The 19,917-nt window shown below is 33.6% G+C and carries 15 protein-coding genes and 1 pseudogene; 5 read left to right on the top strand and 11 right to left on the bottom strand.

Annotated elements, in window-relative coordinates; translation table 11 throughout:
* Window positions 1-16: 16 nt before the first annotated feature.
* Window positions 17-163, top strand: coding sequence for a hypothetical protein (locus tag D5R40_RS34630; RefSeq protein WP_161564932.1), 147 nt, complete (start codon window positions 17-19; stop codon window positions 161-163).
* 960 nt (window positions 164-1,123) lie between these two features.
* On the opposite strand, the gene D5R40_RS05170 is transcribed toward D5R40_RS34630, so the two are convergent.
* The 5 genes from D5R40_RS05170 to D5R40_RS42430 form a co-directional block, all read right to left on the bottom strand.
* The gene (locus D5R40_RS05170) at window positions 1,124-1,645 is read right to left on the bottom strand and encodes a hypothetical protein (protein ID WP_124145714.1); all 522 of its coding nucleotides are present in this window, start codon (window positions 1,643-1,645) and stop codon (window positions 1,124-1,126) included.
* A 515-nt stretch (window positions 1,646-2,160) separates the two neighbouring features.
* Complete coding sequence (locus D5R40_RS05165) at window positions 2,161-5,301, bottom strand: DNA polymerase I (protein ID WP_124154315.1); 3,141 nt, start codon at window positions 5,299-5,301, stop codon at window positions 2,161-2,163.
* A gap of 198 nt (window positions 5,302-5,499) precedes the next feature.
* Complete coding sequence (locus tag D5R40_RS34625; RefSeq protein WP_161564931.1) at window positions 5,500-5,649, bottom strand: hypothetical protein; 150 nt, start codon at window positions 5,647-5,649, stop codon at window positions 5,500-5,502.
* A gap of 113 nt (window positions 5,650-5,762) precedes the next feature.
* Window positions 5,763-6,053 (bottom strand): hypothetical protein, encoded by a 291-nt coding sequence (locus D5R40_RS05160; protein WP_124154314.1) that lies wholly within the window; start codon window positions 6,051-6,053, stop codon window positions 5,763-5,765.
* Between the two features lie 424 nt (window positions 6,054-6,477).
* Window positions 6,478-6,582: a helix-turn-helix domain-containing protein gene (locus tag D5R40_RS42430; RefSeq protein WP_161564595.1), complete on the bottom strand. Its 105-nt coding sequence runs from the start codon at window positions 6,580-6,582 to the stop codon at window positions 6,478-6,480.
* Between the two features lie 406 nt (window positions 6,583-6,988).
* Between D5R40_RS42430 and D5R40_RS05150 the strand changes: the two genes are divergently transcribed.
* Window positions 6,989-8,137 (top strand): J domain-containing protein, encoded by a 1,149-nt coding sequence (locus D5R40_RS05150; protein ID WP_124154313.1) that lies wholly within the window; start codon window positions 6,989-6,991, stop codon window positions 8,135-8,137.
* Between the two features lie 360 nt (window positions 8,138-8,497).
* On the opposite strand, the gene D5R40_RS05145 is transcribed toward D5R40_RS05150, so the two are convergent.
* Window positions 8,498-8,680, bottom strand: coding sequence for an EAL domain-containing protein (locus D5R40_RS05145; RefSeq protein WP_124145718.1), 183 nt, complete (start codon window positions 8,678-8,680; stop codon window positions 8,498-8,500).
* 4 nt (window positions 8,681-8,684) lie between these two features.
* Between D5R40_RS05145 and D5R40_RS05140 the strand changes: the two are divergent.
* From D5R40_RS05140 to D5R40_RS05130, 3 genes and pseudogenes are all read left to right on the top strand, one after another.
* A pseudogene (locus D5R40_RS05140) lies at window positions 8,685-9,321 on the top strand (aldo/keto reductase); the annotation flags it as partial.
* Between the two features lie 335 nt (window positions 9,322-9,656).
* The gene (locus D5R40_RS05135) at window positions 9,657-9,938 is read left to right on the top strand and encodes a DUF2470 domain-containing protein (RefSeq protein WP_124145719.1); all 282 of its coding nucleotides are present in this window, start codon (window positions 9,657-9,659) and stop codon (window positions 9,936-9,938) included.
* Between the two features lie 274 nt (window positions 9,939-10,212).
* Entirely contained in the window at window positions 10,213-10,779 is a 567-nt protein-coding gene (locus D5R40_RS05130) for a Uma2 family endonuclease (protein WP_192901147.1), read from the top strand.
* Between the two features lie 1,815 nt (window positions 10,780-12,594).
* On the opposite strand, the gene D5R40_RS34620 is transcribed toward D5R40_RS05130, so the two are convergent.
* The 5 genes from D5R40_RS34620 to rpsB all read right to left on the bottom strand — a co-directional run bounded on the left by D5R40_RS34620 (window position 12,595) and on the right by rpsB (window position 19,780).
* Window positions 12,595-12,786 (bottom strand): hypothetical protein, encoded by a 192-nt coding sequence (locus tag D5R40_RS34620; RefSeq protein WP_124145721.1) that lies wholly within the window; start codon window positions 12,784-12,786, stop codon window positions 12,595-12,597.
* 55 nt (window positions 12,787-12,841) lie between these two features.
* On the bottom strand, window positions 12,842-15,334 hold the full coding sequence (gene recG / locus D5R40_RS05120; protein WP_124145722.1) for an ATP-dependent DNA helicase RecG: 2,493 nt from the start codon (window positions 15,332-15,334) through the stop codon (window positions 12,842-12,844).
* Between the two features lie 1,453 nt (window positions 15,335-16,787).
* Window positions 16,788-17,780 carry a hypothetical protein gene (locus tag D5R40_RS05115; RefSeq protein ID WP_124154312.1) on the bottom strand — a complete coding sequence of 331 codons (993 nt, stop codon included), beginning with the start codon at window positions 17,778-17,780 and terminating at the stop codon, window positions 16,788-16,790.
* A 92-nt stretch (window positions 17,781-17,872) separates the two neighbouring features.
* Window positions 17,873-18,532 carry a translation elongation factor Ts gene (tsf, locus tag D5R40_RS05110; protein ID WP_124145724.1) on the bottom strand — a complete coding sequence of 220 codons (660 nt, stop codon included), beginning with the start codon at window positions 18,530-18,532 and terminating at the stop codon, window positions 17,873-17,875.
* A 426-nt stretch (window positions 18,533-18,958) separates the two neighbouring features.
* Window positions 18,959-19,780 carry a 30S ribosomal protein S2 gene (gene rpsB / locus D5R40_RS05105; RefSeq protein WP_124145725.1) on the bottom strand — a complete coding sequence of 274 codons (822 nt, stop codon included), beginning with the start codon at window positions 19,778-19,780 and terminating at the stop codon, window positions 18,959-18,961.
* Between the last annotated feature and the right edge of the window lie 137 nt (window positions 19,781-19,917).

Genomic DNA, 19,917 nt, shown 5'->3' with positions numbered 1-19,917 from the left:
GTGAGAAACCCAATAATTGGAAACCGTCAGGAAAGAGAATAAAGCGATGCAGCGCGGTCTTGGGGGTTTCCCCCATGAGCGACTGCATCAAGACAGCGTGGTTTGTATAGAACAGGTAATAATTGGTGTATTAATGCAGACTGTAATGGAGCTGCAAATATAATCACAAAAGTAAGCAGAAAGCTAGGGTTAAACTTAAGCCGACTGTGTAGGGGCATTTTGACTTGTCCCCAAAGAATATATCTTTGGTCAGCTAAGAAGAAACGGAGCAACACGGATTTATCCTGTTGCGTAGTATCTGCTTAGAATCCCCGTGACTTGAGTCTGGGGAGCAGTCAATTCCGAGGATTAATTATGTACAGTGAAGTTTTTCCTAGATACCATAATATATTTTTTTTGGCAATACTACTAATACTTTAATTGATCGGGATTAGTATAAATTCTTTATCCTTAGATTACTACTGAGCATAGGATTAGAATATTGGTAACTACATCTAAAATATTATTTTCTTTTAATTTTATTTTTTCAGCAGTTCCTAAGCGTTAAGTCAATATTATACTAATTCCAGTCGATCAAACAGATTTATAATTTTTTTCTGTTTTCTAATCTGATGAGTAATATCATGTCCGGATAATTAGTGATCAAAAAAACTTTCTCCTCTTTACTTCTTTTTTCTTCTTTCTTCTCTGCTGACTCCTGTAAGTCGCCAATCCGACAGATCCCCTACCTGAGGACTCCGTTGTTTATTTATAAGTATTCAACCGGACATGATATAACCTATCCAAACCAGATGTAGTATTAATACTAGTTTTTTTGTTTAAATCAGATGATCAATAGAGATTAAGTCCAATCCCCATTCAATAAAAATTTTTTTGACAGTAAAATTTTAGTTAGATTAACTATCCAGGCTTATTTCTCACATATTTCTATACAATTTAACAAATAAAGCTTGTTTCTAATTTTGTTTAACAACTTGTATTTCACTTTGAGAAATATTATTGCATTTTTCACTGTCTGAGTATTGGTCAAACAAAAAATATTAACTGTTCGTATAACTATATTATTTTTCAAAATTTTTCTGAGAATATTAACTTAACTGAATTACCTGTACTAATTTATTGCTTATTCTTGGCACAACTTAAATAGATATAACTCATCTGGCAGCTCAGAGGCCACATCTAAATCAACACTTTTAGGAACAAATAAAACCATACCAAATTCACATTTTTCAGTTGAACATTTGTCTGGTCGTGCAGTAATCCGATAATTACTGTTTTCCGTGGGAGTAAAAGAGATTACTGGTATTCCATCCTGTTTTTTATCATTCGCTATTTTCTCACCCTTTTGATTTTTAAGGGTTAAATTTAAGTCATTACAATTATCATCACATACCCCTAAAATACTGTAGGAGGTATTAGAAGATAATTTGGCTGTAAAAGGAACTTCTACTCTTTCTTTCACTTTTCCAATTAGTGGCCAGAAAACCAGTTTTTTGCCAGCTCTTTCTTGTTGTTCTACTGTCTCTTTAAGTTTACATATTACTTGTTCTTGTTCAACACTAAGTTCAACACTGGCAGCAGTTGCAACAATTGCACTGCCTAATACCAAACTAACTCCACCTAAAACTAATTTTTTGGTATCCATTAGATTTACTCAAATAAAGATTCTTAGTAAACTACAGTCAGGAGTTTAACATATCTCTTGCACAATAAAAACTTTTTATAGGGAACAGGGAACAGGGAACAGGGAGGAATAATTGATAATTTAGGGAGTAGGGAGTAGGGAGTAGGGAGTAGGGAACAGAGAGAAATAATTGATAATTTAGCGATAATAATTGATTTTATTTTTGATTTTTTTGGAGATACCTATTCCTTTTACAAAGAGTCTCTTAGGTAGCACTTCAATTATTAATTAATTAACACAAACAGGATCGTCTTTTTGATAATTAGCACCCTAGAAGGGTATTAATTATGATTATGTTTATTTCTCTTTACGGACATTGCATGCAACTCCCTACTCCCCTACTAAAAAAAAGGCGTTGCTGAAATGTTAATCTAAAAATCATTATCAATCAGCATCGCCCAAGAAAATTATGTAAAGCCATTGTTTATTTCTCCCCTACTTCCCTACTCCCCTACTCTTCCACTCCCCTACTGGTATTATTTGGTCTCCATCCAATTTTTTCCTGCATGAATATCTACTATGAGTGGTACTTTTAAATCTATGGCATTTTCCATTGTAGATTTAATTACCTGCTCCAATTCTTCCCACTCTAATGATGGAACTTCAAATACTAATTCATCATGGACTTGTAATAATAATTTTGCCTGATAATTTGCCAATATTTTATGGAATTTTATCATGGCAATTTTAATAATATCTGCACTTGAACCTTGAATAGGCGAGTTAGCTGCTGCCCTTAAAAGTTGAGCATCATTTTGACTTAAACGTTTAAATTCATCTAGGTTAATTTCTTCTGGTTCCGTACCTTTTAAATCTCGGATAGTTTTAGATTCAAATTCAAAATAACGCCGACGACCTAATATTGTTTCTACATAACCTTGAGCGATCGCTTCTTTTTTTAACTTCCCTAAATACTCAAATACTTGAGAATATTTTTGTTTATATCTGTCTAAAAATTGTTTACTTTCTTTGACACTTATTCCGACAGACCTTGCTAATTTTTGTGCCCCCATGCCATAAATTACGCCAAAGTTTATTGTCTTACCGACACGACGTTCATCTGATGTAATTTCTGCTTTTTCAAATAATAGTTTGGCTGTGACTGTATGTACATCTTGATTATTTTGATAAGCTTCTATTAATACTGGTTCTTGACTCAAGTGAGCTAATATTCTTAATTCAATTTGTGAATAATCTGCGGCGACTAATAACCAATCTTTTTTGGGGATAAATGCCTGACGAATTTGCCTAGAAAATTCTGTACCAATGGGAATATTTTGTAAGTTTGGTTCGGAGGAAGATAAACGTCCTGTATCTGTTTGAGTTTGATTAAAATTTGTATGAACTCTCTGAGTATCTGTACGAACTAATTTTGGTATGGCTTCGACATAGGTAGAAAAGAGTTTATATAAGGTTCGGTGATTTAATATTTCATCAATGATGAGATGATGTTGACTTTCTTCTTGTAATTTTTCTAAGACAACTACATCTGTAGAGTAACCAGTCTTAATTTTCCGAGATTTTTTCTGATTTTGATTTAGTATATTAAATAGTAGTTCGCTTAATTGAGATGGTGAGTTAAGGTTTAAAAAATCACTTGTTTCTGCTCGATTGATTTGGCTTTCAATTATTTCTGATTTCTGTCTTTGCTCTTTTGATAATTTGGTAATATATGCTTTTAGTATGGGGCTAGATATTGCTTTTTTTAATTCTTGTTGATTAGTGAATGAGTCAGTCTCTATATTTTGAATTTCTGTTATGAGATATTCCTGTAAAATTCGATTATCTACAGTTTCAAAAGCTCTTTTTTCAATTACTTCTAAATCTTTTTTCAGTTGGACTGAGAATTTCTTGAGATATTCAATATCAATCTTAATTCCCAGATATTCCATTTCTGCTAAAACGGATTCTAATGGTTGTTCTACATCTACTAATAATTTGTACAAAGATTTCTCAGGAGGTTTATTTTCATCAGCTTTTTCTAATTCTGTTCTTAATTTTTCTACTAACTGAAATGTTACAAAAACTTGAGTTCCACAATAGTGAGTAACTTTGAGAATATCTAAGTCAGCAATAGTTTGATTTTTCGAGACTACATCATCATAACTTTTTAAATTTATTCCAGCAGTTCTCAGATGTCTAATATATATTTCTTCCAGACTATGTTTTGCTCCAGGATTTAATACATAACTTGCCAACATTGTGTCAAAAACAACTCCAGCTAATTTAATTCCTTGACAGCGAAAAACTAATCTATCAAATTTGGCATTTTGAAATACTTTCGGATAATCAGAACCTTCTAAAATTGGTTTTAAAGCCTCTAATACTTTTCCTTTATCTAGATTTTTTCCTACTTTATGTCCGGTGGGAATATAAGCAATATCTTCTATATTTTTTCCCCAACAACAACCAATACCAACTAACTCTGCATCTCGTGGTTCTAAAGATGTAGTTTCCGTATCCCATGCTACGGGAGTCTCATGATTTTTCTGTTCTTTTAAAATATTTACTAACTGATTTAACTTTTCTGGAGTATCAATAATTTGAGGTTTTATTTCTGATTTTATTGTTATTTGTTGTTGAGCTGCCTTTGTATCTTCTGTACTAAAAAACCAATCATCATTCTCTTCCTCAACCAAAATATTGTCTGATTTTTCTTCTTGTTTATTTTCCGACTCTTCTGGCAAAACTTGAATTCCCGCCAACCCACTAAACTGTTGTTCTAAATAAGGGATTTGATTTAAGAAATGTTGTAATTCAAACTTTTGCAAAATAGGCTCAATTTCTGAGCGAGAGATTTTTTTGAGCTGCAAATCTTCCATCTCAATATCTATTGGAACATTTACTTCAATTCTTGCCATAAACTGAGAATGCTCTGCCTCAACTTTTCCCTCTTCAAGTTTTTTCTGATTTGCTCCTTTAATTTTATTCAGAGAACTATAAATTTCCGCTAAAGAACCATATTCATTCAACAACTTAACTGCCGTTTTTTTCCCAATACCCCTAACACCAGAAATATTATCAGAAGCATCTCCACAAAGAGCTTTATAATCAACAACTTGAGTCGGTAAAATACCCAATTTTTCCTTAACTTCTTCAGGACCAAACTCTTGAGGAGTGCTACCTTTACCTGCTGCTAAATGTAAAACACTAATACCTTTTTCCACATCTATTAATTGAAATAAATCTTGGTCGCCCGAAAGAATTTTTACCCGAAAACCAGCAGTACTAGCTTTTTGCGCTAAAGCTCCTAATACATCATCCGCTTCATAACCAGCAGCAGTAATTATAGGTATATTAAAAGCACCTAAAATCTCTTGCAAATTTTCCACATCAACAATTAAATCTTCAGGCGCTTCTGCTCGATCTGCTTTATAGTTTTTGTCAGCTTCGTGGCGAAACGTAGGTTTTCCTAAATCAAAAGCGATCGCTAAATATTCTGGTTTTTGAGTCTCCATAACTTCCAACAAAGACTTCAGAAAACCAAAACAAACACTGGTGGGAATGCCTGTAGAAGTTTTTAAGCCCCCACTACGACTTTTGCCAAAAGCATAGTAGGAACGAAAGGCGAGAGAATGGCCGTCAATCAAAACGGCAGTGGGAAAGTTTGCAGACATTTGATATTGATATTTTGAGATATCTCTTTATTTTAGCGGGTAGTTTATACTAGCTAATAAGATAAATCTAAATTACGTTGTTTTAATGCTTTTATTGTTAAAAATTTATTTCTAGAAGTTTTAACCAATTATTTGACCCCTTATTTTTTTTCTTAAGCCTTCTTTGCAGCAATTGTCGGGGCGAATGCCCATTTGCCCCTACCGCAGTTTACTTAATAAAAACTTAGGAGATTTGATTAACTTTCCAGTTGAAGTAGCTACAAAAATCTGTATATCTGCGTCTATTCCTAACCACTTTTTGCCTACTGGATTCTCTGATACTAACTCTGATGAAGTAAAACTAATCATCAAATAATAACCACTAACTGTTTTGACTATCCTAGCTTGTTTAGCTTGAAAAAAATCTGGATATGGCCTACTTTGTTTAATCTTACATCCAACCTACCTGAGGCAGTTTAACTCTATATATTGCCTAAGCAATTTTTCAGCATTGCTGGAAAAATAAAACTTCTCAGTTTTTTCTTAAACCTTGGATAACTTTTTCCTTGAGATTTCATATCAGAAAAAGCTCGATCTAAAGTCTTTAAAGTTTGTTGTAAAACTTGGGCATTTACTAAATTAAAGTTAGTATTAGTTTTCTTAGCTATTGTTAAGTTTTTTCCTTGATGATTATAATTAGGATAAGCTGCATCACCAGAAATAATATATTCAGCAACATCTGATACTAACTCTGATGAAGTAAAACTAATCATCAAATAATAACCACTAGCTTTTTTGACTATCCTAGCTTGTTTAGCTTGAAAAAAATCTGGATATGGCCTACTTTGTTTAATCTTACATCCAACCTACCTGAGGCAGTTTAACTCTATATATTGCCTAAGCAATTTTTCAGCATTGCTGGAAAAATAAAACTTCTCAGTTTTTTCTTAAACCTTGGATAACTTTTTCCTTGAGATTTCATATCAGAAAAAGCTCGATCTAAAGTCTTTAAAGTTTGTTGTAAAACTTGGGCATTTACTAAATTAAAGTTAGTATTAGTTTTCTTCGCTATTGTTAAGTTTTTTCCTTGATGATTATTATTAGGATAAGCTGCATCACCAGAAATAATATATTCAGCAACAATTGAACAACTATTAATTGGTTATTTTTTTGAACTTAGCCAGTTTTTCCGCTCTCTTAGTGCGAATTATACACGCTTTTGCAAACATCAAGAATCTGATTAATTTCTACTTCTTGATGTTTAGTCGGTTTAAGCTTGTATTGGTAAGTTAGAGTAATCAAGTATCCGTTTATTTTTTTCTGAATTTAAAGGTGCAATTATAACACAAAGACAAATCTTTCACCTGTCGCAATGAATATATTTTCTGGTTGCAATTCATCTCCCGCTAAATCGAAGATGATAATGGGAGATGAATTGCAACATTTTCAGATAGACTCATAAGAGTAATATGGCATTTTTCTTACTTTAAAGTCAAAATGGAACTAATTGTCTATGAGTTTTGTTTCATGTATCAAATATTGAGTTGGTTACTACATAGAGTAATGATGAATCAAAGAGGAAATGTTTTTCCCACTCTTCTCGGCGGCCTTTTCCCTGTCATATAATACCAACCTCAAAAAATAAGGCTTTCGATAACGTCACACCACTAAATTCCTAATTGTCCTAATTACTGATTATTTTTCTAATGTGGATGAGATAAATCAATACTATAAAATTTTAGAACTTGAGCCTGGTGCTTCTCTAGATCAAGTGAAACAAGCTTACCGAGATTTAGCCTTTGTCTGGCACCCAGACCGCTTTGCCCAAAATACTCGTCTCCAAGCAAAAGCTCAAATTCATCTCAAAGAGATTAATGAAGCTTACGGAAAATTACGGTATTTTTTGAATGATTCTCAACCACAAACTATTCCGAAACGAAAAACTCCCAGTCAAACACAATACTCATCACCTCGTCGTCCACCTTCTCCTCAACCTTCCCCCTCTCCTCAAAGGCCAGAAAATTCTAACGCTAATAATCATTTTCAACAGTTCTCTGTCCACACTCATCAACCACATTCAGCAACTTCCAGTATTCCTTGGGGTAGTTTAATTGCCACTTTCCTGTTTTATGCTTTGACTGCCTGGGTATTAGTTATTTACAAAGCTCCTGTCTGGAGTTGGGCCGTGGTTGAGGGCGTGGCATGGATGGGAATGACTGTTTTGGCAATTGAAGGAACGGGTTCTCAAAGATGTTGGGCGATCGCTTTATTGGGTGCTGGAGGGGGAGCAGGTTGGATAGCTGGAAATTCTGTGGGAGGTATAATCACTGCTTTGGCATGGGCCATGGTTGGATGTAGTCTAGGGTTAATTGCTGGCACTGAACCTAAGGCCAGGACAGTTGCTGCTGTGGTGACTATTGATGGAGTAATTGCTTTGGGAGGATTTTTGGCTGGTAATGGGGCTGAAAATGTATTATTGGTGATTGTTGGTTCTATTATTTGGGCTGCTGCTGGATTTATTTTTGGGACAATAGTAGATGCTGTGATTGGTTTGAAGACTGGTACTGGTGTTGGCAGTATGCTTGGGTTTATTGTGGGAGCTTGGGTTGGAGCTTGGTCTGCAGCTTGGAATTCTACTCGGTCTAAAGCTGTGGCGATCGCTTTGGCTAGTGCTGGGCCTAATATTATTGTTGGGTTATGGGTAGCTATTGGTATTGTGGCAGGAGTAGTTGCTCAAATGGTTGCGGGAGAAAAGTTGATAGAGTTGTTTAATGGATTTTCTACTTTTTTGATTTTAGCTATTATTTCTGGATTAGGTTTAGGTTTTGGCTGGTGGCTTTCCACAATTATAGTGTGATTTATGACTTCTTCAGCTTTGCTCTTTCCCTTCTACTTTCAGGTGATTTTATACCAAATTGATAAATGTTTGCTACAAATATCTAGGGTATTTCGTAATAATTCAGCAATTCTGAATTCAGCAATTCTGAATGAATAGATTTAATGCCATTTTTAATGTTGTAAATTATCTTTTTCGTCAAATAGACTTTATATGAAACTATGCGCTATGGTGCTGATTATTCGTAACTCTTTTTTGATGCATGGTATTACTCTTTAATAATGAGCTGGTCTCTCATCCTAAAAACCACATATTTCTATGATTTCTTCTTCCTTATTCCTCCTTCCTCCTTCCTCCTTCCTTCTTCTTTCTTCTTTGTCTTTAAATGCTAGGGAATTTTGATAGTTGATTAGTTTTTAATAAATTTTCAAACTTGGATGTGGGTAATGGAGCACTGAAGAAATAGCCTTGAATTTTGTCACAGTCATATTTACGAAGAAAGTCTAATTCGGATTGAGTTTCTACTCCTTCAGCAACTACTTTTAAGTTTAAATTATGAGCCATTATTCAAAATAAAAGTTATTTGGATGCTCTTAATTATATGTCGGAGCTTCAGTCGGAGGGAAAAATTAAGCATTTGGCTTTAACTAATTTTGATACTGAACATTTGAAAATTATTATTGAAAGTGGAATTAAGATAGTCTCTAATCAAGTTCAATTTTCTCTAGTAGATCGTCGTCCTTTAATAGAAATGGTACAGTTTTGCCAAGAGCATAATATTCAGCTTTTGGCTTATGGTACATTATGCGGTGGTTTGCTCTCAGAAAAATATTTAGTATTTAGATTCTTCAGAACCTCATCCAAAAGACCTCAATACTGTTAGTTTGAAAAAGTATAAAAAGATGGTTGATACTTGGGGTGGTTGGAGTTTATTTCAAAAATTATTAAATCTGCTAAAAAAAATTGCTGATAAACACAAAGTTAGTATTTCAAATGTGGCAGTTCGCTATATTTTAGAACAGCCTTCTGTGGCAGGTGCTATTGTCGGAGCAACGCTGAGTATTTCAGAAAATTTGCAAGATAATTCTCGGGTGTTTCATTTCAATTTAGATGTAGAAGATTATCAGCAAATTGATAATTTAAGTAGGGAGTCACGGAATTTGTTTAAAATTATTGGTGACTGTGGTGATGAATATCGAAGATAGGAGTCATGAAACATAAGTCAAAATACATGAGACAGGAGGCAGAAAATTAACTAAGCACTCAGAAGTTAGAATAAAATTATTAGGACTTATGCAGTACAATGTATCTCCATCATTGCAACCGACAGGGTTTGCGTAGCAGTCCGGAACGGAAAGCAATCTCAAATCCTAATTTTTCGTACCTTATGCATTTTACTTTCATCTGGGAATATGGTTGATATTAAGATTTTTCTAGATGTTTATAGCTCAATCTATAGTTCTCTTACCTAGTTTTTTTAGATTAAGTTTTTGAGCTTGTTTTATATTTAAAAATAATACTCATAAAAAGATTTGAAAATATGACTAATTCATTTACTTCAGAAATTAGTGCTCGCATTTGTTCCCATATGAATGAAGACCATGCAGATGCTGTACTTCTTTATGCTCAAAAATTTGGTAGTTCTGCCAATGCTACAGCAGCAAAGATGCTTTCTATTGATGCTCAAGGTATGAACTTAACTGCTGAATTTACTGGGGAAAGTTTACCGATAAGGATTGAATTTGACCATACTTTAAAGGATGCTGAAGATGCTCATCATACTCTTATTGATATGTTGAAACAAGCTCGTGTTCAAGAATGAGACTTGAGCACAAATATAGTAATAATTATTGCTAAAATTGGATTCGCTATTATAGGTATTCGTCTTTTATTTTCTAGTGAATTATACCAATTAAAAAAAAGAATACTACAAAAAGGTAGATATCGATCGGATATGCTAAAAAAAATAGCGACTATAGTTCATTTTAGATAGTTATTTCTATCGTCTACCCCTTTTTTTCAATATTTACCCCTTATTACTTCTTCCCTCTTCCCTCTTCCTTAAATAGTTAAGCTTAAATTGAGGCAAAATAATTATGTTAACTACTGTTAATTCACCCCAACAAGTTACTCTCGAAGAGTTTTTACAATTGCCAGAAACAAAACCAGCAAGTGAATATTTTAACAATCAAATTTATCAAAAACCAATGCCACAAGGAGAACATAGTAGAATTCAAATTTGTCTATCGTCAGCTATTAATCAAGCAGGTGAACCACAAAAGTTAGTAATGGCATTCCCAGAATTAAGATGTACTTTTAACGGACGTTCCATAGTTCCAGATATTTCAGTTTTTGCATGGCAACGTATTCCCACAAAAGCAAATGGTAGAATTGAAAATAGATTTGAAATAGCACCAGATTGGGTAATAGAAATTCTCTCGCCAGACCAAAGTTCTAATCAATTAATTAATAAAATTCTTTTCTGTCTCAATAATGGTACTCAGTTAGGTTGGTTAATAGATTCTGAAGATGAATCTGTAGTGATTTTTCAACCTAACCAACAACCAGAAATTAGGTATAATTCTGATAATTTACCAGTTCTCAATTTATTAACAGATTGGCAATTATCTATTGCAGATTTATTTAGTTGGTTATACAAGTAGTCGCAAAATAAATTTCCTATCATCTATAAATCTTTAAATTACAGCCTATTTCTCTGTTTTGATTTGTCTGGAGCGATCGCTCCATATCTAGAGAAGGGAAAGTAGGTTGCTTTGAGTTGAGTCTTTCTAGACTTTTGAGATTCTACTATTGCGTATGAAAAAATAGTTATGAATAAATTTTTGATTTTGAATTAATAATTAGTTTCTGTTTGTCTGTCTAGAGCGATCGCTCCATATCTAGAGAAGGAAAAGTAGGTTGCTCCTAGTTAACTATTTCCAGACTTTTGAGATTCTACTATTGCGTATGAAAAAATAGTTATGAATAAATTTTTGATTTTGAATTAATAATTAGTTTCTGTTTGTCTGTCTAGAGCGATCGCTCCAGACAGACAAACAGAAACTAATTATTAATTCAAAATCAAAAATTTATTCATAACTATTTCCAGACTTTTGAGATTCTACTATTGCGTATGAAAAAATAGTTATGAATAAATTTTTGATTTTGAATTAATAATTAGTTTCTGTTTATTTGTCTGGAGCGATCGCTCCAGACAAATAAACAGAAACTAATTATTAATTCAAAATCAAAAATTTATTCATAACTATTTCCAGACTTTTGAGATTCTACTATTGCGTATGAAAAAATAGTTATGAATAAATTTTTGATTTTGAATTAATAATTAGTTTCTGTTTATTTGTCTGGAGCGATCGCTCCAGACAAATAAACAGAAACTAATTATTAATTCAAAATCAAAAATTTATTCATAACTATTTCCAGACTTTTGAGATTCTACTATTGCGTATGAAAAAATAGTTATGAATAAATTTTTGATTTTGAATTAATAATTAGTTTCTGTTTATTTGTCTGGAGCGATCGCTCCATATCTAGAGGAGGAAAAGTAGGTTGGTCTCAACTGAGTCTTTCGGTGATTTTTGAGATTCTACTATTGCGTATAGAAAAATAGTGATGAATAAATTTTTGATTTTGAATTAATAATTAGTTTCTGTTTGTTTGTCTGGAGCGCTTGAGATTCTACTATTGCGTATAGAAAAATAGTAGTAAATAAATTTTTGATTTTAAATTAATCAATTAACTCCTGTTTGTTTGTCTAGAGCGATCGCTCAACATCTAGAGAAGGAAAAGTCAGTTGGTCTGAGTTGAGTCTTTCAGTGATTTTTGAGATTCTACTATTGCGTATGGAAAAATAGTGATGAATAAATTTTTGATTTTGAATTAATAATTAGTTTCTGTTTGTTTGTCTGGAGCGATCGCTCAACATCTTCAGAAGAAAAAGTAGTGTCGTGTCAAGCTGAAAATGGTGTATTAAATTTTTGAGTATAATTCTTGCTCTGACTAAGGTTTGGAGAATTTTCCTAAAACACTATTTCAAGCTTGACGCGCTAGTAGTGGACTGACACAGCTTAAATGGTGCATTAGATTCAATTCAAAAGTCAAAAGTCATGCATTCAAAAGTAAGAATTTTCAAGTTAAAAGCTAATGCACAGTTTTAGCTGTGTCAGTCTAGTAGGGTGTGTTAGCGAAGCGTAACGCACCGAAACCCACCCTACTGGACTCGGAAAACTGACAACTTCTGAAAGGTTTTCTACTAATTTAAGTACATAATAATCTTCTCAAATGGCGCGTTACTTCTACTGGACCTTCCCATACTGCTAAAATGGTGCGTTACATTTCATTAACGCACCCTACTGGACTGACACACTCCTGTTTGTTTGTCTAACACAAAATTATGATCTAGATTGAGTTCCTTAGAGATTCAAGATAAGCTTGATATAGCTCATCTGGATTCGTTACTGTCAATTCTGTATGGCCACATTCTCCACAAATAGTTGCCTCAAGAGCCTCTCTGTGTGACCGTTTAAAAATATAGCGTCTGGTTTTTTGAATACTTCAACTTCTAAAGGTGTTATGCTGCCATTGTGCCCCCTATCAATTATCCTGACATTGTGCATTAACTTTTCAGAATTACATTTTGGACATCTTTGCATATCTCTATAATACCTCCTGAAAATTCTAGGATTAATCTATTATAAATATTAAAAATCAATTTAAAATCGACCCCCCCATCATTTTCTGATACCGCCATTCCAACTCCCTCCTCAAAAGAGGCCAACTATTCAAACTTTCATCCTTCTCCATCACCCGAAAAGCAGCACCCCGCGCCAACTCCAAAACCTCCTGGTCCTCAACCAAACTCGCCAAAGCAAAATCCGGCAACCCAGACTGCTTCGTTCCCAAAACCTGACCAGGTCCCCGCAAACGCATATCCATCTCCGCAATAAAAAATCCATCCTGAGACTGCTCCAACACTTTCAAACGTTCAGTAGCATCAGTGGAACCCGCACCCCTCATCAACAAACAATAAGACCGATGGACACCACGACCCACTCGCCCCCGCAACTGATGTAACTGAGATAAACCAAACCTTTCTGCATTTTCAATCAACATTACTGTGGCATTCGGCACATCTACTCCTACTTCCACCACAGTTGTAGATACTAAAATCTGAGTTTGATTATCCCGAAATGCACTAATTGTTTGGTCTTTTTCTACACTTGTCATTCTGCCATGAAGTAAACCTATTTTAAATTCTGGGAAAACTTTTTCTGCTAACTTTTGATGTTCTTCAACTGCAGATTTTACATCCAATTTTTCTGACTCTTCAACTAAGGGTAAAACAACATAAACTTGTCTACCTTGAACTATTTCTCGGCGGATTAAATCGTAAGCTTTTTTACGTTGTCTTCCAGTTAAAGTAGTTGTTTGAATTGGTTGTCTTCCTGGTGGTAATTCATCTATTTGACTAACATCCAAATCTCCATGTAATGTCAGAGCTAAAGTTCTCGGAATTGGGGTAGCTGTCATTGCCAAAAAGTGCGGAGATTCACCTTTTTGTTGTAATTTTGCTCTTTGTTGAACACCAAATCTATGTTGTTCATCTATTACTACTAAACCTAATTTGTGAAAATTTACTGCTTCTTGAATTAGAGCATGAGTGCCGACTAATACTGGTAATTCTCCAGTCTCAAGTTGAGAGTGAATTTCTCGACGTTTTGCTACCTTTGTCGAACCAGTTAATAGTTCAACTGGCAAATGTAAAAGATTAAACCAAGCAACTAATTTTTTATAATGTTGTTCTGCTAATACTTCTGTTGGTGCCATTAAAGCAGCTTGATAACCTGCTTGAATTGCTGCTAACATCGCCACAACTGCTACTACAGTTTTTCCTGCTCCTACATCTCCTTGTACTAATCTTTTCATTGATTCAGGTTTTTGTAGGTCATTGAGTATTTCATTAACTACTCTTTTTTGAGCATTAGTTAATGCAAATGGAAGTAATTTATAGAATTGCTCGATTAATTTTCCTGTAGTTGGTAAAGCTATTCCTGTTTCTACTTTTTTTTGTAGTTGCCGACGTTTCAATAATCCTAATTGTAGGTAGAAAAATTCATCAAAAACTAAGCGACGACGAGCTGCTGCTAAACAATCTCGATCTATAGGAAAGTGAATATTTTTAATCGCATTTTTTAAATCTATTAATTGATATTGATTTAGTAATGCTTCAGGCAATGTATCTGATAATTGTTCTGCTGTTGGTAAAACTGTAAATATTGCTCTTCTAACAACATCTGCTCCTACTCCATCTGTTAAGGGATAAACTGGTACTAAACGACCAACTTTCATTGATTCAATTTTACCCCCTTCACTATCAAGAACTTCTATTTCTGGGTTATCTAAATTTTTTCCATATTTGTTTTCTTTAACTAAACCTGAAGCAGCTACTGTTGCACCGACTGGATAGATTTTTTTCTGCTGCATTTGCCAACCTTTATTACTAAATCTAGGTCCGGCAAAAAAGCGACTTATTTTGATTTGACCTGTAGCATCTGTGAGAGTAAGTTCAAGAATGGTTAATTTCTTATTTTTCGGGCTAGAAAAACAGTTAAATCGTTTAACTTTGCCAATTATTGTGACAGTTTCTCCAGGTTCTAGGTCGCGAATATGTACTTGACGAGCATAATCTATATGGTCTCTTGGGTAATAATAAAGTAATTCTCTAACTGTATATAATCCTAATGTCGCTAGGCGATCGCTGTTTCTTTTGCTAATATCTTTGACTTCTGTTAATGGTTGTTCTACATCAAGTTTATCGCTGTATTTTTGAGAAGTAACGGAGTTGCTTTTTAGTGTTTTTTGACTTTTTTCTTCTGATTTAAATCTCTCTTTTTTTATTGTTTCTTCTGGTTTTACACCTTCAGAAATATATTGCATTTTTTGTAAAAAATATTTAGTTATTTCTAGTAATTTTTGTCGCTCTTCTCTGGTCATTTCTGGATAGCTGACAAATTGATTAGATATCTCCTGAAATTGATTTTGATAACCTTTTAATATTATTGGTGACTTGCTCAAACTGATACTTAAAAAGTCATTAAATATATATTGTTTTCCCTGGATATTTTGAAATCCATATTGTACTTCTACTGACAAAGCTTTTTGTAGTCTTTCCCAGTCTATATTTTCTCTTTCGTTATTCATGACATATTATTTCTGTAATATTTTCTTAGTCGCTCATTTATAGAAATTCACACTTAAATAAATATCAGCATTCAGTTTTTTGACTTCTTTTATTTTGCTTTCTTTGAGGAAATCCATTTATATATTTAATGAATTTATTCATTAAATATATATTGTTTTCCCTGGATATTTGGAAATCCATATTGTACTTCTACTGACAAAGCTTTTTGTAGTCTTTCCCAGTCGATATTTTCTCTTTCGTTATTCATAGCATATTGTTTCTATAATATTTTCTTAGTCGCTCATTTATAGAAATTCACACTTAAATAAATATCAGCATTCAGTTTTTTGACTTCTTTTATTTTGCTTTCTTTGAAGAAATCCATTTATCTACCTATAATATATACAGCAGATTGCAGATAAATGAGGTACACATAAGAATGGTCAAGTGTTTGTCGTGTGAGCATCTTGCCCGCGACTGGTGTACCTTACTAATATGAAATACGCTGTAGAATAATATTTTAATCAGAGTTGACTGTAGATTGAGATAGACAAGTTAATAAATTTCATAATTCTGTGCCATTTCACATAAAATTCGTATAACAACCAATAGACATCTCCGGAAAAGAGGGAGTAGAGAGTAGGGGGGAAAGAATTGATGATTTATCTACGATAATTAATTTGGTTTTTTATTATTGGAGATGTCTAATATTTAATACCAAAGGTGATAAATTTTTGCTACAAATAGCTAGGATATTTCTTAGGAGTCAGTCCTCAGGAGTCAGAAGTCAGAATGAATAGCTTCAATACCATTTTTGACCTAGGAAATTCTCTTTTTTCTCCAAGGGACATCTCCTTTAAAGTCTTTTAATCATGCTTATTATTCGTAACATTCTTTTTTCAAAATGGTATAACACCTAATACCTAATTATGTGCCACCTCACATAAAATTAGTATTATCTAAGGAATTAATGAAGAAGTAAGAAAAAATTCAGGAAAAACTCCTTTTAGGTATGATTTTCCAATTACCTTTTTGTAGAATTAATCCATGATAATTAGTATTACTTCTGTCCTCGAATTACTTTAGTGTGAAAATTTTTAGCCCATATAATCTTAATGTATAGCAGAAATTACTTATCTAGGCGATTAGTTATCTAGAAAAGAAAAATATTGCATTGTCTGAATTTTAAGCTTTTGATATGTCAAATACAGTAATAGCGACTACTATATTTACCACAAATTTTATCGAATAACTAAGGTTTAAAGCTTAATTAAATCAAGGATAAAAAAGAAAAAAAATTATTTATAGAACTCCGTTCCACTGAAATGACCAAAAAACCTTCGTCCTTCTACTCCTCTTTACTTCTTCTTTCTTCCCTCCTGACTTGGTTCTTCCCCTCCTGGGAGGGGTTAGGGGTGGGTTGACTCCTAAGTAATGAAGATGAATATCATACACGTGCTTCAGCAATACCAATTATTCTTCATACCAACTAGAACGCCATGCTGACTCTGCCTCTATTACAGCTCGTTCACGTTGCTTTTTACGATATTCTCGCTGCAATTGGTTAAGTCTTCGATCAAGGTTACGAATTTTATTACGCCAGGCAGTAATATTAATATCAGTAAATTCTATTTCAGATAATCTGAGATTTACTGCTATAACTTTAGTAACTCTAGAATTTTTTTCTTCTTCTGGATCTTCTGCTTCAATTAATAAATTTAATAAATTAGGTTTTCCACCTAAAGGAGTATCACCTGATTCCATTTTGGTCGCAGCTTCTAAAACTTTTTTCGGTATTTTTTTCGGTAGTATTTCTGCATTTTTAAGGATGCAATTTGCCTGATGAGAAATTTTTTTGAGGATTTCAGGTATTTGCCTTTCTATATTCTCTTGCCAAGATATTAATGTATCTAAATTATCTAATTTATCAATAATATTTTCTGGGGAATTTTCTATTTCTTCTGTTTCAATTTTATTCAAATTTTCTTCTATCCGATCTGCCAATTTTTGCTCTTTATTATCAGATGTTTGAGTTGGAAATAATACAGCAGAATCAAATTCTATGTTTGTCTTTTGGTCTTTTAGTGGGGATGTTACTTCTTGCTGCTCCCCATCTTCTTCACTCAAAAGACTTATCATTAATTCTGGTGCTGAAGTCCCATCTAAATTTTGCTGTTCTTCTGGATTTTGTTCTAATAATTCTTCTAATTCTCTAACTGGTAATTTTGCTATTTCTCGCAACTCTGACTGCATTTTTTGTCGCTGAGGAAATGATAAATTAAGAAAAGCTTCTGGATATCCTTGAGTACATATATGATAACTAGCAAAAATTAATTGTTGGCCTATCCCTTGACCTAATACTTTGAAATAACCTTCATAAGTACCATAAAATTCTTTGGCAATTTCAGCGATCGCTACTTCTATTTCTTTCAATTTTTCCTCTACTTGCCTTGCTGCTCCCACCATAGTGAATTATTTTCTATCTATCAACAATTAAAAATTAAAAATAAACAGATTATCTCTGCTATTCTTAATTTTTAATTATGATTATTTATCAATTATTCCTTTGCCATTTGTGCTGCTACTTCTTCAGCAAAATTCTCCTCTTTTTTCTCAATACCCTCTCCCAAAACAAATCGTGTAAAACGACGTACTTGTACTTTTTCACCTAACTGAGCGCTAGTTTCCTTAACCAACTCTGCCACTGTGACATTTTGGTCTTTAATATAAGGTTGATCCATTAATGTTAATTCTTTGAGTCGCTTTTCTATTCTTCCCTGAACTATTTTTTCCCTAATATTTTCCGGCTTTTTACTAAGGTCTTCTCTACCCATTTCTATAGATTTTTCACTCTCCACAAATTCCGTAGGAATCTCATCTACTGAAATATATTCTACCTGTGGACAAGCTGCTATTTGCATAGCAATACTTTTCACTAAATGTTTGAATGCTTCATTCCGGGCAACAAAATCTGTCTGACAATTTACTTCTACTAAAACGCCAATTCTGCTACCTGTATGAATATAACTTTCAACCAGTCCTTCTGCTGCTACTTTACCCTCAAGTTTTCCTGCAGAAGCAATACCTTTTTGTCTTAGCCATTCTGTAGCCTTAGTAATATCGCCATTATTTTGCTCGAGAGCTTTTTTGCAGTCCATCATGCCTGCGCCTGTTGCTTTACGCAATTCTTGAACTAACTTTGCAGATATTTCTGGCATATTTTTTATTCCTCAATTTAACTTGACTACAATTTTAATATTTAGGAATTAATCCTACTTTAGTGCCTTAATTTAAAGTAGGCTTTTTAGAAATAATTTACGTTGTATTTTATCCCTAAAAACCCCACCTCAACTACTCAATAATATTAAAGCATTCAGCTATCAGCAGTCAGCTATCAGCAATTCGTAATTATAGTCATTTTAGTTTAGATTAAGAGAAGTATTTTTTGCGGTGAAAGGGTTTCCGCCGAAAAAGTATTTCATTCTTATTTAAAATGACTATATTCATTACTTCTAAGGTTTTTGTCCTGGAACCCATGGCAGTAACTTTTTATTATTTTTCAATTTTAAAGGTTGCTTTTACGCATACTCAAAATTAATAGCTGATAGCTAATAACTGACGGCTGAATGCTTACCTAGAATTTTTTATTCTTCTTCATTATTTTCTGCTGATGACTCTTCCTGATCATCACTTACATTAAATTCTTCTTCCGCTCCATCATAATCATAATCTTCTTCATATTCTTCATAGCTATCATAATCTTCTTGATCCAGAGTTTCTAGTTGACCATGACGACCTTCATAGATAGCATCAGCCAACTTACCTACTATAAGTTTGATTGAGCGGATAGCATCATCATTAGCTGGAATTGGAATATCAACTTGAGTCGGGTCACAATTCGTATCCAACAAAGAAACTATAGGAATATCCAACTTCTGACATTCTTGAACAGCATTATACTCTCGTCGCTGGTCTACCATGACAACTCCATCTGGCAAGCGACGCATATTTTTAATACCCCCCAGATATTTTTGTAACTTAGCCATTTCACGACGGAGAACCGAAGCTTCTTTTTTCGGGAGTAAATCTAGTGCCCCATTTGCTTCACGACGCTCTAGATCTTTGAGTCTTTCTACCCGAGTTTTAATAGTAGTCCAGTTAGTGAGCATCCCACCTAACCAACGTTGGTTAATATAATAAGCTCCACATCTACTGGCCTCTTGAGCGATAATACCAGCAGCTTGACGCTTCGTACCAACAAATAAGAATTTTTTTCCTTGTTCAGAGGCAGTTCTAATATAGTCGTAAGCTTCTTCCATTAATTGAGCTGTTTGAACAAGGTCAATAATATGAACGCCGTTACGCTCTGTAAAAATATACTGGGACATTCTTGGATTCCAGCGACGGGTCTGATGCCCAAAGTGGACTCCTGACTCTAACAATTGAGCCAAACTAACAACTGGCATAATTATAATCTCCTATTCGGGTTTAATCCTCCATCCAGGTGCATTCTCATAGATTCTTAATCTGTAGAACACCCGACTACCCAGATGTGCGATTTTAGACAACTTTTCTAGTGTATCATATCAAATCCCGTTAAACG

Origin of the sequence: Okeania hirsuta, from assembly GCF_003838195.1 — a bacterium.
GTDB lineage: Bacteria > Cyanobacteriota > Cyanobacteriia > Cyanobacteriales > Microcoleaceae > Okeania > Okeania hirsuta.
This window is presented reverse-complemented; position numbering and strand designations above follow the sequence as displayed.

Bases quoted from the DNA above. Each gene is read 5' to 3' on its own strand.
- D5R40_RS05170 (WP_124145714.1), bottom strand. From the start codon at position 1,645: ATGGATACCAAAAAATTAGTTTTAGGTGGAGTTAGTTTGGTATTAGGC.
- D5R40_RS05165 (WP_124154315.1), bottom strand. From the start codon at position 5,301: ATGTCTGCAAACTTTCCCACTGCCGTTTTGATTGACGGCCATTCTCTC.
- D5R40_RS34625 (WP_161564931.1), bottom strand. From the start codon at position 5,649: ATGATTAGTTTTACTTCATCAGAGTTAGTATCAGAGAATCCAGTAGGC.
- D5R40_RS05160 (WP_124154314.1), bottom strand. From the start codon at position 6,053: ATGATTAGTTTTACTTCATCAGAGTTAGTATCAGATGTTGCTGAATAT.
- D5R40_RS05145 (WP_124145718.1), bottom strand. From the start codon at position 8,680: ATGGCTCATAATTTAAACTTAAAAGTAGTTGCTGAAGGAGTAGAAACT.
- D5R40_RS05135 (WP_124145719.1), top strand. From the start codon at position 9,657: ATGACTAATTCATTTACTTCAGAAATTAGTGCTCGCATTTGTTCCCAT.
- D5R40_RS05130 (WP_192901147.1), top strand. From the start codon at position 10,213: ATGTTAACTACTGTTAATTCACCCCAACAAGTTACTCTCGAAGAGTTT.
- D5R40_RS34620 (WP_124145721.1), bottom strand. From the start codon at position 12,786: ATGCAAAGATGTCCAAAATGTAATTCTGAAAAGTTAATGCACAATGTC.
- recG (WP_124145722.1), bottom strand. From the start codon at position 15,334: ATGAATAACGAAAGAGAAAATATAGACTGGGAAAGACTACAAAAAGCT.
- D5R40_RS05115 (WP_124154312.1), bottom strand. From the start codon at position 17,780: ATGGTGGGAGCAGCAAGGCAAGTAGAGGAAAAATTGAAAGAAATAGAA.
- tsf (WP_124145724.1), bottom strand. From the start codon at position 18,532: ATGCCAGAAATATCTGCAAAGTTAGTTCAAGAATTGCGTAAAGCAACA.
- rpsB (WP_124145725.1), bottom strand. From the start codon at position 19,780: ATGCCAGTTGTTAGTTTGGCTCAATTGTTAGAGTCAGGAGTCCACTTT.